The sequence below is a fragment of the Streptomyces sp. NPDC051684 genome (assembly GCF_044453445.1).
Taxonomy (GTDB): Bacteria; Actinomycetota; Actinomycetes; order Streptomycetales; family Streptomycetaceae; genus Streptomyces.
Window position 1 is genome coordinate 87,839 of the sequence record NZ_JBITCS010000009.1, and the last position, 12,912, is coordinate 100,750.

Genomic DNA, 12,912 nt, shown 5'->3' on the forward strand with positions numbered 1-12,912 from the left:
AGGGGAACGTCATGGACGCATGGGGAGAACCGAGGACCGCCCGCCCGCAGCCGCCGCGGCAGGCGGAGCACGTCGAGCCCTGCCCGGACCCGACCGAGCTGAGCCTCGCCGACCTGCGCAAGGCCGAACACCCGGTACTGGACGAGGTGTTGGAGGATCTGCGGGAGCGCGAGGAGCGGCCGGGCGAGATGCTCTGGGGGTTCAGCAGCGCGCTGTGACGCCCCGACCGGTTTCGGTCGCCGCGCGCGAGCGAACCGGACAACGTTGAACCGACCACGTTTGTGCCGCGCGCCCCACCGGGAAGGCGCCCCGTACGCGCGAGCCCGTACTGCGGGCGCACGGCATGGGGGGTACCGGAGTGGCTGGAGTCGCTGGAGTCCCCGAGGGGACCGCCGCACGGGCACCATGCCGCCCGGCCGTCCCCTTCCGGCAGTTCGTCGTCAAAGTGCACGGGCGCTGCAACCTCGCCTGCCGCTACTGCTACCTGTACGAGGGCCCCGACCACACCTGGCGGAACCGGCCCGCCGCCGCGCCGCCCGAGGTCCTCGACCGCACCGCGACCCGGATCGCCGAGCACGCGCGCGTCCACGCACTCCCGCACCTCTCGCTCGTCCTGCACGGCGGTGAACCGCTGCTCGCGGGCGCCGCCACGCTCGGCCGCTTCACCGCCCTCGTCCGCGAACGGGCCCCCACGGGGTGCCAGGTGCACGCCGTCGTGCAGACCAACGCCACCCTGCTCACCGAACGGCGCCTCGCGACCCTCGCCCGGCACGGCGTCCGCGTGGGCATCAGCCTCGACGGCGGCCTCGAGGCCCACAACGCCCGCCGTGTCGACCACGCCGGACGCCCCTCCTGGACCGCCGCCGCCCGTGGGGCGCGCCTGGCCGCCGAGCGCTTCCCCGACACATACGCCGGGATCCTCGCCGTGATCGACCCCGCGCAGGACCCCGTCGAGACGTACGAGTCGCTGCTGACGCTGCGTCCGCCGGCGCTCGACCTGCTGCTGCCGCACGGCAACTGGTCGGCGCCGCCGCCCAGCTGGGAGCCCAGCGGAACCGTGTACGGCAGCTGGCTGTGCGCCGCCTTCGACCGCTGGTGGGGAGCCGGGCACCGGGAGACCCGGGTGCGGCTCTTCGAGGAGTGCCTCGCGCTGCTTCTCGGCCTGCCCTCGTCCGTCGAACCGCTCGGCCTCGCGCCCTTCGACGCCGTCGTCGTCGAGACCGACGGGACGATCGAGCAGGTCGACTCGCTCAAGTCCGCCTACGACGGCGCCGCGTGGACCGGACTCGACGTCTTCCGGCACGACTTCGACGCGGCGCTCGCCCACCCCGCCGTCGCCGCCCGGCAGGCGGGCGCCGCCGCGCTCGGCGCCGACTGCCGGGCCTGCCCGCTGCTCGACGTCTGCGGCGGCGGCCAGTACGCCCACCGCTACCGCGCGGGACACGGGTTCGCCAACCCGTCCGTGTACTGCGCGGACCTGCAGCGCTTCATCCGTCATGTGGCGGCGGTGCTCACCGCGGACACGGTGCCCGCCGCCCACCCCGAAGGGGACCACCCGTGATGCTTCCGGCACTCCCGGACCACGCCCTGAGCGAACTCGGCCGCACCGAAGGCGGCCCGCAGGCCCTCGCGCTGCTCGTCCGCGCCCAGGACACCCGCAGACTGCTCACGCTGCGCGCCGTGCTCGACGCCGCGACGGAAGCGGACCCGCGCCTGTGCCCGCCGTCCGCCCGCAGGCGCCTCAGGGAGGACTGGGCGCTCATGGAGGCGGCGGACGCCACGACCCCGCGGCCCGCCGACTCGCCCGCCCGCGAACGCCTCCTGCACCCGCTGGTCGGCCCCTGGGCCCAGCGCTGCCTGACCTTGCTGCGCACCGACCCGGACCGCCCCGGAGCCCCCGAACGCGGTCGGCGACTGGCGGACGAACTCGCCCACTTCAGCGCCCTCGCCGCCGCGGCGGCCGCCCGCGCGGGCATCCCCTTCACCGTCCGCCTGACGGCCCGCGACGGACTCCTCGGCCTGCCCTCGCTCGGCGCGCTGCGCACCTCGGAGCCGGACGACACCGCGTACGAAGTGGCGTGCAAGTACGGCCAGGTGAAGATCCGAAGCCGTGGCCGGGCCCCCGTCGTCGTCCGTCTGGAGCGCGGCACCGGAGCCTGGTCCGACGACCCCGCCTGGACGCCCGCCTACGCGCTGCCCGGCCTCACCGCGGGCGCGGACCCCACCCCGCTCGACGACCTCGACCCGTACCGCGGGGCGGAGGGCGGCGCGCACTACCGGGGCGCAAGCGAACCCGCGACCCTCGACGACGCCGAGCGCAAACGCTGGCTGCACGCCTGGTCGGGCACCGCCGTCGAGCTGCGCCTCGGTGGCGAGCAGCGCCTCGCGGAGGCCGTCGCCCTGCTGCGCTGCCTCGTCCCGCTCACCGCCCCGCCCGGCTCCGACCCGTACGACGCCACCGCGGGCACGTGCAGCGGCACCCGGCGCGAGGCATTCGGCGCGGTCCTCAGCAGCACCCCGCCCACCGCCCCCGTGTTCGCGGCGACGCTCGTCCACGAGCTCCAGCACACCAAGCTCCTCGCGGTCGCCCAGCTGGTGCCGCTGCACCGGGCGGGCGGCGCGGCCCGCTACTTCGCGCCGTGGCGCCCCGACCCGCGCCCCTTCGACGGGCTGCTCCAGGGCGCGTACTCGCATCTGGCGCTCGCCGACTTCTTCCAGCGGCGCGCGCTGCGCGTCGGCAGGACCGCCGAACGCGAGTCGGCGTGGGCCGTGCACGCGCGCTGCAAGGAGCAGGTCGGCGCCGCGCTCCCCGCCGTCGTCGGCTCGACGGACCTCACCGAGCAGGGCCGGCGGCTCGTGGACCAGATGGTCGCCACGTACGAGCGACTCGACGAGCACCCGGCGCCCCGCGGGCACGCCGCACGCGCGCGTGCCTACGTGGACGCGGCCCGAACCCTGTTCTCCGCGCGCCTGATGCGGTCAACTGGGTGATATTCGGGCCCGGTTGGAGCGAAGATCGGGGCATGAGCGGGAAGGGATGCGAGCGCGGCGCACACAGGCGGGGCAGGGCCGTCCCGACCCTGTCGCGGTGTCGCGCCGAGGTTCGACCATTACGTGCCGGGAGGCCGCTGCATGTCCGCAATCCGTAGGCCGGTCGGAGCCACCGGCAAGGGGGCCGGGAAAACCACGGTCACCATCAGCTTCGCCGGGTTCAACCGGGCCTGGGCGGCCTGGATCGGGGACCGGCTCGAGCGGCGCGGCCTGCGGGTCGTGTACGCGCGCTGGGACTCCCGGGCCGATGTGCCGCTCGCCGACCTGCTGGGCGACCTCAAGCTCGCCGAGGGCCGCATCCTCGTCATCGTCAGCGAGTGGTACTTCCAGCTCGGCCCGCGCACCCACGAGGAGTGGAACGCGGCGCTGCGCCACGTCGTCGCCCCCGACGCCGCCCGGTTCGCGGCCGTCTCCGTCACCACCGCGCCGCTGCCCACCGCCACGACCGTGCTGGCCGCCACCCAGCTCACCAACATGGGCGCCGACGAGGCGGAGCGCCGCCTGCTCGACCGGCTCGACCTGCCGACCGACCCGCTGCCGGAGCCCGCCGCGGGGGAGCGGCGCGGGCCGCGCTTCCCCGCCTCCATGCCCGAGGTGTGGGGCGGAGTGCCGCGCCGCAACACGCGCTTCACCGGCCGCGAGCCGCTGCTCAACGACGCGTACCACCTGCTCCAGGGCGCCGAGCCCGGCGCGGGCGTGCTCACCATGCACGGCATGTCCGGCGTCGGCAAGACCCAGCTGGCCGCCGAGTACGTCTACCGCTTCGGCTCCGAGTACGACGTCGTGTGGTGGGTCAACGCCGAGGGCCGGGTCACGTACCGCCGCCTGATGGCCGAACTCGCCCCGAAGCTCGGCCTGTCCACCGGGCCCGAGTACGGCGAGCGGCTGCGCGCCGTGCGCGACTCGCTGCGCCGCGGCGACCCGTACGGGCGCTGGCTGCTCGTCCTGGACGGCGCCGACGAACCCGACCAGATCTGGGACCTGGTGCCCACGGGCCCCGGCCACGTCCTGATCACCTCCCGCAATCCCGAGTGGAGCGAGCACAACAGCAAGCTCCTCGAAGTGCCGGTCTACTCCCGCGAGGAGTCCGTCGCCTTCATCCGGCGCCGCGCGTCCCGGCTCTCCGAACCCGACGCCGACCAGCTCGCCGAGGCCCTGGAGGACCTGCCGCTGCTGCTCGACCAGACGGCGGGCTGGCTCAACGACTCGGACATGTCCGTCGAGGAGTACATCGGGCTCCTGGAGGGCGGCATCGACCAGGACGTCGTCAAGGTCTCCGCCGACTTCCCCGTCGCCTTCCAGACCGCCTGGTCGATCCTGCTCAACAAGCTGCGCGACACCGTCCCCGAGTCCATCGACCTGCTGCGCCTGTGCACGTTCTTCGCGCCCGGTTTCATCCCCGTGCGCCTCCTGCGCGAGATGCCGCACGACGAGCTGCCGGAGCAGGTCGCCGGGCTGCTCAACGACCCGCTGCTGTGGAACAAGGCGATCAACCAGCTGCGCCAGTACTCCGTCGTCCGCCTGGAGTCCCACGAGACGGTGGGCGACGAGTCGGCCGCGGCGGGCGAGTCCCTGTACCTGCACCGCATGGTCCACCAGATCGTCCACAAGGACATGCCCGATGAGGACCGGCGCGAGTTCATCGACGTCGTCCGCAGGGCGCTCGCCGCCGCCGACCCGGGCCGCGCCACCGACACCCGCCTGTGGGACGAGTACGCGGCGATCGTGCCGCACCTGAAGTACGCGGACGTCCTGAACAGCACGGACCGCAAGGTCCAGAACATGGTCCTCAACTGCCTGCGCTACATGTACTTCACGGGCGAGTACGTCTCCGGCATCAAGCTCGGCGAACGCGCCCTCGCCACCTGGAAGCGCCGCCTCGGCGACACCCACCAGCGGGTCTGGGACCTCTCGTACCACCTGTCCAACCTGCTGCGCGCGGCAGGCGAGTACGAGCGCGCCGAGGAGATCGGGCGGACCGCCGCCGACCACCTGCTGGCCGAGCGCGGTGCCCAGGACCTGGACTATCTGCGCGCCAACATCGGCCGCGGCGCCGACCTGTGGGGCCTGGGCCGCTACGAGGACGCGCGGGAGCTGTACGACTGGCTGTACCCGGCCTACCGCGAACTGCTCGGCGAACAGGACTCCCGGACCCTCAACGCCCTCAACAACCTGGGCTTCGCGCTGCGCCTGCTCGGCCGCTACAAGGACAGCCTCGACATCGACCGCCGCACCCTGGAGGCGCGCAGGCTGCTCCTCAAGAGCCGCCATCCGTGGGCGCTGTTCTCCGAGATCCACTACGCGACGAACCTGCGCCTGCTCGGCCGCTACACCGAGGCCGAGTCCATGCAGGCCAAGAACGTGCGGGAGTACCGCCTCGTCATGGGCGGCGACAACCCGCAGACGCTGCTCGCCGAACACAACCTCGCGCAGTGCCTGTACCGGCTCGGCGACCACGGCAGGGCGGGCCCGATGTTCACCCGCGTCCGGGAGCGCTACGAGCGCCAGCTCGGCGACAACGACCCGCAGACGCTGGCCGCCGCCGTCAGCCACAGCTGCTTCGCCCGCGAGCACGGCGACATCGACCAGGCTCGGGAGACCAGCGAGTACGTCCTCGCGCGCTACGAGGAGAAGCTCGCCGAAGGCCACCCGTTCATCGCGGGGGCCCGAGCGAACCACGCGCTGATCCTGCGCAGCGTGGGCGAGCGCGATCTGGCGCACGACCTGATCGAGCGGGCGATGACCGACATGGCGGCCGCGGTGGGCGAGAACCATCCGTGGACCGTGGGCTGCGCCGTGAACGCCTCGGCGCTGCGCAACCTCGTCGGGGACACCGAGTCCGCGGCCGGGCTGAGCGCCTCGGCGGCGGCCCGCGCCGCCGAGACCCTGGGCCGTACGCACCCGCTCACCCTCACCGCGCGCGTCGCGCACGCGGCCGACCTGCGGGGCCTCGGCCACCGGCAGGAGGCGGAGAAGACCGAGCAGGAGGCCCTGTCCGATCTGACCGCGACGCTGGGCAAGCAGCACATCCACACCCTGTCGGCGCGGGCCCGCAACCGGCCGCACTGGGACTTCGAACCCCAGGTGACGTGAGCGCCTGAACACGGCCGAAGGCCCGGCCCCCTTTCGGGGACCGGGCCTTCGGTCCGTCGCTGTGCTCCGGGGCCCTACGCCTCGAAGACCTCGCGCACCAGCTGCTCCTGCTCGGCCTGGTGGCGCTTGGCCGAGCCGACCGCCGGGGACGAGCCGTGCGGCCGCGAGACGCGGCGCAGGCGCTCACCGTGCGGGACGTCGGCGCCGACGGCCAGGTCCAGGTGGTCGATCAGGTTGAGCGCGATGAACGGCCAGGCACCCTGGTTCGCCGGCTCCTCCTGCGCCCAGATGTACTTCTCGGCGTTCGGGAACTTGGCGATCTCCGCCTGCAGCTCGGCACCCGGCAGCGGGTACAGACGCTCGACGCGGATGATCGCGGTCTCCGAGTCGCCGCGCTTCTGCCGCTCGGCCTCGAGGTCGTAGTACAGCTTGCCCGCCACGAAGACGACCTTCTTGACCGCGTTCGGGTCCACCGACTCGTCGCCGATGACCGGACGGAAACCGCCCGTCGTGAACTCGTCCACCTTCGACGCGGCGGCCTTGAGGCGCAGCATCGACTTCGGCGTGAAGACCACCAGCGGCTTGTGGTGCGGGTTGTGCACCTGCCACCGCAGGAGGTGGAAGTAGTTCGACGGCAGCGTCGGCATGGCGACCGTCATGTTGTTCTGCGCGCACAGCTGCAGGAAGCGCTCGACACGGGCCGAGGAGTGGTCCGGGCCCTGGCCCTCGTAGCCGTGCGGCAGCAGCAGCGTGACGCCGGAGGTCTGGCCCCACTTCTGCTCGGCGGCCGAGATGTACTCGTCGACGACGGTCTGCGCGCCGTTGACGAAGTCACCGAACTGCGCCTCCCACATCACGAGGGACTCGGGACGCGCGAGCGAGTAGCCGTACTCGAAGCCCATGACCGCGTACTCGGAGAGCAGCGAGTCGTAGACGTTGTAGCGGGCCTGGTCCGGCGACAGGTAGAGGAGCGGGGTGAAGTCCTCGCCCGTCTTGTTGTCGATGAGGACCGCGTGGCGCTGGCCGAAGGTGCCGCGGCGCGAGTCCTGACCGGAGAGCCGGACCGGCGTGCCCTCCAGGAGCAGCGAGCCGAGGGCGAGGGTCTCGCCCATGCCCCAGTCGATCGTCCCGTCCTCGATCATCGACGCGCGGCGCTGCAACTGCGGCAGCAGTCGCGGGTGCACCGCGACGTGGTCCGGGATGTTGACCTGGGACTCGGCGATGCGCTTGACGACCTCCTGGGAGATCGCCGTCTGCACGGCCACCGGGAACTCGGCCTGCGGGTCGGGGACCTCGGCGGCGGCCGGGTGCGAGACGGCCTCGCGGACCTCCGTGAAGACCTTCTCCAGCTGGCCCTGGAAGTCCTGGAGCGCCTGCTCGGCCTCTTCCAGGGTGATGTCGCCGCGACCGATGAGGGACTCGGTGTAGAGCTTGCGCACCGAGCGCTTCTTGTCGATCAGGTCGTACATCAGCGGCTGCGTGAACGCCGGGTTGTCCGACTCGTTGTGACCGCGGCGGCGGTAGCAGATGAGGTCGATGACGACGTCCTTGTTGAACGCCTGGCGGAACTCGAAGGCCAGACGGGCAACGCGGACGACGGCCTCGGGGTCGTCGCCGTTCACGTGGAAGATCGGCGCCTCGATCATGCGGGCCACGTCCGTGGCGTACATGGAGGAGCGCGAGGACTCCGGGGCGGCGGTGAAGCCGACCTGGTTGTTGATGACGATGTGGACCGTGCCGCCCGTGCGGTAGCCGCGCAGCTGCGACATGTTGAGCGTCTCGGCGACCACACCCTGGCCCGCGAAGGCCGCGTCACCGTGCAGGGCGACGGGCAGGACCGTGAAGTCCGTGCCGCCCTTGTTGATGATGTCCTGCTTGGCGCGGGTGATGCCCTCGATGACCGGGTCGACCGTCTCCAGGTGGGACGGGTTGGCGGCGAGCGAGACGTTGATCTGCTCGCCATCCAGGCCGGTGAAGGTGCCCTGGGCGCCCAGGTGGTACTTCACGTCGCCGGAGCCGTGCATCGACTTCGGGTCGAGGTTGCCCTCGAACTCCCGGAAGATCTGCGCGTACGACTTGCCGACGATGTTCGCCAGGACGTTCAGGCGGCCGCGGTGGGCCATGCCGATGACAACCTCGTCGAGACGGTTCTCCGCGGCGGCGTCGATGACCGAGTCGAGCAGCGGGATGACGGACTCGCCGCCCTCCAGGGAGAACCGCTTCTGACCGACGTACTTGGTCTGCAGGAAGGTCTCGAAGGCCTCCGCGGAGTTCAGCCGGCGCAGGATGCGCAGCTGCTCCTCGCGCTCCGGCTTGGCGTGCGGGCGCTCGATGCGGTCCTGGAGCCAGCGGCGCTGCTTCGGGTCCTGGATGTGCATGAACTCGACGCCGGTGGTGCGGCAGTACGAGTCGCGCAGCACGCCGAGGACGTCGCGCAGCTTCATCATCGACTTGCCGGCGAAGCCGCCGACGGCGAACTCGCGCTCCAGGTCCCACAGCGTGAGCCCGTGCTCGGTGATGTCGAGGTCGGGGTGCTTGCGCTGCTGGTACTCCAGCGGGTCGGTGTCGGCCATGACGTGGCCGCGGACCCGGTAGGAGTGGATCAGCTCGAAGACGCGGGCGGCCTTGGTGACGTCGTCGTCGTGCGAGGCGTCGATGTCCTTGAGCCAGCGGACCGGCTCGTAGGGGATCCGCAGGGCCTTGAAGATCTCGTCGTAGAACTCGTTCTCACCGAGGAGGAGGTTCGCGACGATGCGCAGGAACTCGCCGGAGGCGGCGCCCTGGATGACCCGGTGGTCGTAGGTCGACGTGAGCGTCATGACCTTCGAGATGCCGAGCTTGTTCAGGGTGTCCTGGGAGGTGCCCTGGAACTCCGCCGGGTAGTCCATGGAGCCGACGCCCATGATGACCGACTGTCCGGGCATCAGACGCGGGACCGAGTGGACGGTGCCGAGGCCGCCGGGGTTGGTCAGGGAGACCGTGACACCGGTGAAGTCGTCCATGCCGAGCTTGCCGTCGCGGGCGCGCCGGACGATGTCCTCGTAGGCCTGCCAGAACTCGAAGAAGTTCAGCGTCTCGGCCTTCTTGATGCCCGCGACGACCAGCTGGCGGTCGCCGTTGGGCTTCACCAGGTCGATGGCCAGACCGAAGTTCACGTGGTCCGGCTTGACCAGGGTGGGCTTGCCGTCCTTCTCCTGGAAGGAGTAGTTCATCGACGGCATGGCCTTGATGGCCTGCACCATGGCGTACCCGATGAGGTGCGTGAAGGAGATCTTCCCGCCCCGGGCGCGCTTCAGATGGTTGTTGATGACGATGCGGTTGTCGAACAGCAGCTTCACCGGGACCGCGCGCACGGACGTCGCCGTGGGGACCTCGATGGACTTGTTCATGTTCTTCGCGACGGCGGCGGCGGGACCGCGCAGCGTCACGAGCTCGGGGCCGGCAGGGGCCTCGGTCGTCACTTCTTCAGCCTTCTTCGGTGCAGGGGTGGCAGGCTTCGCGGCCTGAGCGGGCGCGGCAGCGGCCGGCTTCGGCGCGGCGGGCGCGGCCTCGGCGGCGGGCTTCGCGGCGGCAGCCTGTGCGGGAGCTGCGGCTGCGGGCTGCGCGGGCGCGGCGGGGGCCTGCGCTGCGGGTGCGGCCGGGGCCGCGGGCTTCTCGGCCGGCTTCGGGGTCGACGCGGCCCCCGCGGCCGCGGCACCTGGCTTGTAGTCGGCGAAGAAGTCCCACCAGGCTCGGTCAACCGAATTCGGGTCCTGGAGGTACTGCTGATAGATCTCGTCGACGAGCCACTCGTTGGGGCCGAAGGCCGCTGCAGGGTTCTTGCCCTGCCCGGCTTGGTCGGTCTCGGGGGAGATGCTCGAGTTACTGGGGGACTGTGGCGACACGGCGGTAACCGCCCTCTTCCGCTTCTCACAAGGTGATGGACAGCGGGAATAAAGGCTACGCCTCCATTCACGGGACGTGCAGACCGGGCCGGTGATCCGTCACGTAAGTCACACTGGAAGTCGCGTTTCGGGCCGAGAAATGGCGGGAAACAAGCGAGGTTTCGGTACGTTCGGATGCGCGCCCGGCGTGTTCGTGTGTGCCCGGCGCGCTCTTGACCCTTGCCTGACCGAAACCCTACGTCAACTTTGCGTTCCGGGCTCTCCCGGAAGGGTGACCTTGATCCGGCAGCCCCGAGCGGATTCGGCCACCCGGATCTGCCCGCCGTGCAGTTCCACGGCCCAGCGGGCGATGGCGAGGCCGAGGCCCGTGCCGCCGTCGCCCTTGTCGCCGGTGGCGTCGCCCTGGTTGAAGCGCTCGAAGACCTTGTGCCACTCGGACTGCGGGATGCCGGGGCCCTCGTCGAGCACCTCGAGGTCGAGCGACTCGGGGTAGGGGCCGCGGCGGGCGAGCACGGTGACACGGCCGTGCTGCGGGGAGTGCTTCACCGCGTTGTCGATGAGGTTCGCGACGACCTGGTGGATGCGCTCGGGGTCGGCGAGCGCCGTCAGCTCCGGCGGCGAGACGTCGAGGTGCAGATGGACGTCCGTACGCGTGTGGGTGCCGGATCCCGAGGCGATGCCGGCGCGCTGGGAGACCGCCATGTTGGCCTCCTTCAGGACGCCCGACAGATACGGCCAGACCTCGAAGCGGCGGCTCTTCAGCGGCACGACGCCGTTGTCCAGGCGGGACAGGTCGAGCAGCGTGTCGACGAGGCGGCCGAGCCGCTCCGTCTGTTTGAGCGCCGTGCGCATCGTCTCGGGGTCGGCGGCCATCACGCCGTCGACGACGTTCTCCAGGACCGCGCGCAGGCCCGCGATGGGCGTGCGCAGCTCGTGCGAGACATTGGCCACGAGCTCTTTGCGCTGCTGGTCCTGGGCCGCCAGCTCGTCGGCCATGCGGTTGATGGTGACCGCGAGGTCACCGATCTCGTCGCGCCGGCCGGCGCCGCGCACCCGGCGCGAGTAGTCGCCGTTGGAGATGAACCGGGCGACCGTGTTCATCTCGTCGAGCGGGGCCGTCAGCGAGTGCGCCACGAACTGCGTGATCAGCAGCGTGGCGATGATCGAGAACACCGTGATGAAGCGCAGCTCCGTCGCCGTGTACATCGCCACCATGAGCAGGCCGGTGGTGATGAAGACGGAGACGACGACGAGCGTGCCCAGCTTCGCCTTCACGGAGAAGGGGCGCAGACCGCCGGACGCCCACTGAGGGTTGAACGGCGGCCGGTGCGGCCGCCCGCCCGATGCCCGAGTCCGGTCCCCGTCGCTCACGGGTTCGGCGTCTCCAGCGCGTAGCCCACGCCGTGCACGGTGCGGATGCGCTCCGCGCCGATCTTCCGGCGCAGCGCCTTGATGTGACTGTCGACGGTGCGGGTGCCCGAGGCGTCCGCCCAGTCCCACACCTCGGCGAGCAGCTGCTCACGGGAGAGGACCGCGCGCGGCGTGTTCGCCAGGCACACGAGGAGGTCGAACTCGGTGGGAGTGAGGTGCACGTCCTCGCTCCGGACCCGCACGCGGCGCTGCGCGTGGTCGATCTCCAGTTCACCCAGTCGCAGTATGCCGCTGCGCGGCGTCGTGGCGGCCAGCGCGGCACGCTCGACGCGGCGGAGCAGCACGTGCACGCGCGCCGCCAGTTCCCGCATGGAGAACGGCTTGGTCATGTAGTCGTCGGCGCCGACACCGAGGCCGACGAGCATGTCCGTCTCGTCGTCGCGCGCCGTGAGCATCATGACCGGCACCGGGCGCTGGGCCTGCACGCGGCGGCAGACCTCCAGGCCGTCGAAGCCGGGCAGCATGATGTCGAGGATCAGCAGGTCGGGCTGCCAGGCCTCGGCCGTGTCCACCGCCGCCGGACCGTCCTGCGCGGTTTGCACGAGGAATCCCTCGGCACGCAGCCGGGCGGCGATGGCATCGACGATGGTCGGATCGTCCTCGACGACAAGGACCCGTCGCTGGGCTCCCTGTGTCGTCGTGGTGGTGTTGTGGGAGGTGTGTGTCTGCTCCATCGCCCCGCCCCTGAGTGCGCGCCGTCGTGACGCGCTTGACGCTTGAATAATCGGGTTTCGGACGTCAGCGTACGGGGAGTTACCGCCGGTCGGCTACGTGGGCCTCAGGGCGAGGTGCACCACGTCAGGGACGCCCCGGACAACCGGGATCTCTTCGGTGCGCACCGCCTGGAAACCGGCATTCCGCAAGGTTTCTTCGAAATTTGCTGACGGCTGTGCGGACCATACGGCGAGAACACCGCCCGGGTCGAGTCGGTCCATGCAGGCGGTTAGGCCGGACAGCCCATAAAGGGTGTCGTTGTCCTCGGTGACCGTCCAGTCGGGGCCGTTGTCGATGTCGAGGCAGAGCGCGTCGTAGGTGTCCGTGGCCGTGCGCAGGTGTCGTACGAGGTCGGCCTCGACGATGGCCGTCCTGGGGTCGGCGAGGGCGGGCGCGGACAGTTCGCGCAGCGGGCCGGACAGGTGCCAGTCGATGATCGAGGGCTCCCGCTCGACGACCGTGATGCCGCCCCAGCGCGGGTCGGCGGCCGCGTGCGCGAGGGAGAAGCCGACGCCGAGGCCGCCGATGAGGACGCGCGGTTCCTCCCGGTCGTCGAGGGCCGCCAGGGCCGAGTCGACGAGCCGCCGCTCGGAGCGGCCGTCGGAGGTGTCCATCAGGAACGTGCCGTTGGCGATGATCTGGAGCAGGTCGCCGTGACGGCGCAGGACCACCTCGCCGAAGGGGCCTTCGCGGCGATCGAGGACGACGGGTGGATCGGGGTCGTGCAGGGTCGTCATGG

8 protein-coding genes are annotated in these 12,912 nt (G+C 71.4%); 4 read left to right on the forward strand and 4 right to left on the reverse strand.

The features are described from left to right. Positions 1-11: 11 nt before the first annotated feature. The 4 genes from fxsA (at position 12) to fxsT (ending at position 6,144) form a co-directional block, all read left to right on the forward strand. A complete protein-coding gene (fxsA, locus tag ACIA8D_RS13545; RefSeq protein ID WP_399231660.1) occupies positions 12-218 on the forward strand; it encodes an FxSxx-COOH cyclophane-containing RiPP peptide in 207 nt (68 codons plus the stop codon). 125 nt (positions 219-343) lie between these two features. Next, positions 344-1,561 (forward strand): FxsB family cyclophane-forming radical SAM/SPASM peptide maturase, encoded by a 1,218-nt coding sequence (locus tag ACIA8D_RS13550; protein ID WP_399231662.1) that lies wholly within the window; start codon positions 344-346, stop codon positions 1,559-1,561. Beyond that, complete coding sequence (locus ACIA8D_RS13555; protein WP_399231664.1) at positions 1,561-2,991, forward strand: aKG-HExxH-type peptide beta-hydroxylase; 1,431 nt, start codon at positions 1,561-1,563, stop codon at positions 2,989-2,991. Before ACIA8D_RS13550 ends, ACIA8D_RS13555 begins: the two co-directional genes overlap by 1 nt. 141 nt (positions 2,992-3,132) lie before the next feature. After that, on the forward strand, positions 3,133-6,144 hold the full coding sequence (fxsT, locus tag ACIA8D_RS13560) for an FxSxx-COOH system tetratricopeptide repeat protein (RefSeq protein WP_399231666.1): 3,012 nt from the start codon (positions 3,133-3,135) through the stop codon (positions 6,142-6,144). A 74-nt stretch (positions 6,145-6,218) separates the two neighbouring features. Here fxsT and ACIA8D_RS13565 read toward each other — a convergent pair whose 3' ends face one another. The 4 genes from ACIA8D_RS13565 to ACIA8D_RS13580 all read right to left on the reverse strand — a co-directional run bounded on the left by ACIA8D_RS13565 (position 6,219) and on the right by ACIA8D_RS13580 (position 12,910). Beyond that, on the reverse strand, positions 6,219-10,028 hold the full coding sequence (locus tag ACIA8D_RS13565; protein WP_399231668.1) for a multifunctional oxoglutarate decarboxylase/oxoglutarate dehydrogenase thiamine pyrophosphate-binding subunit/dihydrolipoyllysine-residue succinyltransferase subunit: 3,810 nt from the start codon (positions 10,026-10,028) through the stop codon (positions 6,219-6,221). Positions 10,029-10,268: 240 nt separating this feature from the next. Then, positions 10,269-11,399, reverse strand: a complete 1,131-nt coding sequence (locus tag ACIA8D_RS13570; protein ID WP_399231669.1) for an ATP-binding protein — start codon at positions 11,397-11,399, stop codon at positions 10,269-10,271. Then, positions 11,396-12,133, reverse strand: a complete 738-nt coding sequence (locus ACIA8D_RS13575) for a response regulator transcription factor (protein ID WP_266714016.1) — start codon at positions 12,131-12,133, stop codon at positions 11,396-11,398. Before ACIA8D_RS13575 ends, ACIA8D_RS13570 begins: the two co-directional genes overlap by 4 nt. A 93-nt stretch (positions 12,134-12,226) precedes the next feature. Next, complete coding sequence (locus tag ACIA8D_RS13580; RefSeq protein WP_399231671.1) at positions 12,227-12,910, reverse strand: spermidine synthase; 684 nt, start codon at positions 12,908-12,910, stop codon at positions 12,227-12,229. Between the last annotated feature and the right edge of the window lie 2 nt (positions 12,911-12,912).

Bases quoted from the DNA above. Each gene is read 5' to 3' on its own strand.
- ACIA8D_RS13555 (WP_399231664.1), top strand. From the start codon at position 1,561: ATGCTTCCGGCACTCCCGGACCACGCCCTGAGCGAACTCGGCCGCACC.
- ACIA8D_RS13580 (WP_399231671.1), bottom strand. From the start codon at position 12,910: ATGACGACCCTGCACGACCCCGATCCACCCGTCGTCCTCGATCGCCGC.
- fxsT (WP_399231666.1), top strand. From the start codon at position 3,133: ATGTCCGCAATCCGTAGGCCGGTCGGAGCCACCGGCAAGGGGGCCGGG.
- fxsA (WP_399231660.1), top strand. From the start codon at position 12: ATGGACGCATGGGGAGAACCGAGGACCGCCCGCCCGCAGCCGCCGCGG.
- ACIA8D_RS13550 (WP_399231662.1), top strand. From the start codon at position 344: ATGGGGGGTACCGGAGTGGCTGGAGTCGCTGGAGTCCCCGAGGGGACC.
- ACIA8D_RS13575 (WP_266714016.1), bottom strand. From the start codon at position 12,133: ATGGAGCAGACACACACCTCCCACAACACCACCACGACGACACAGGGA.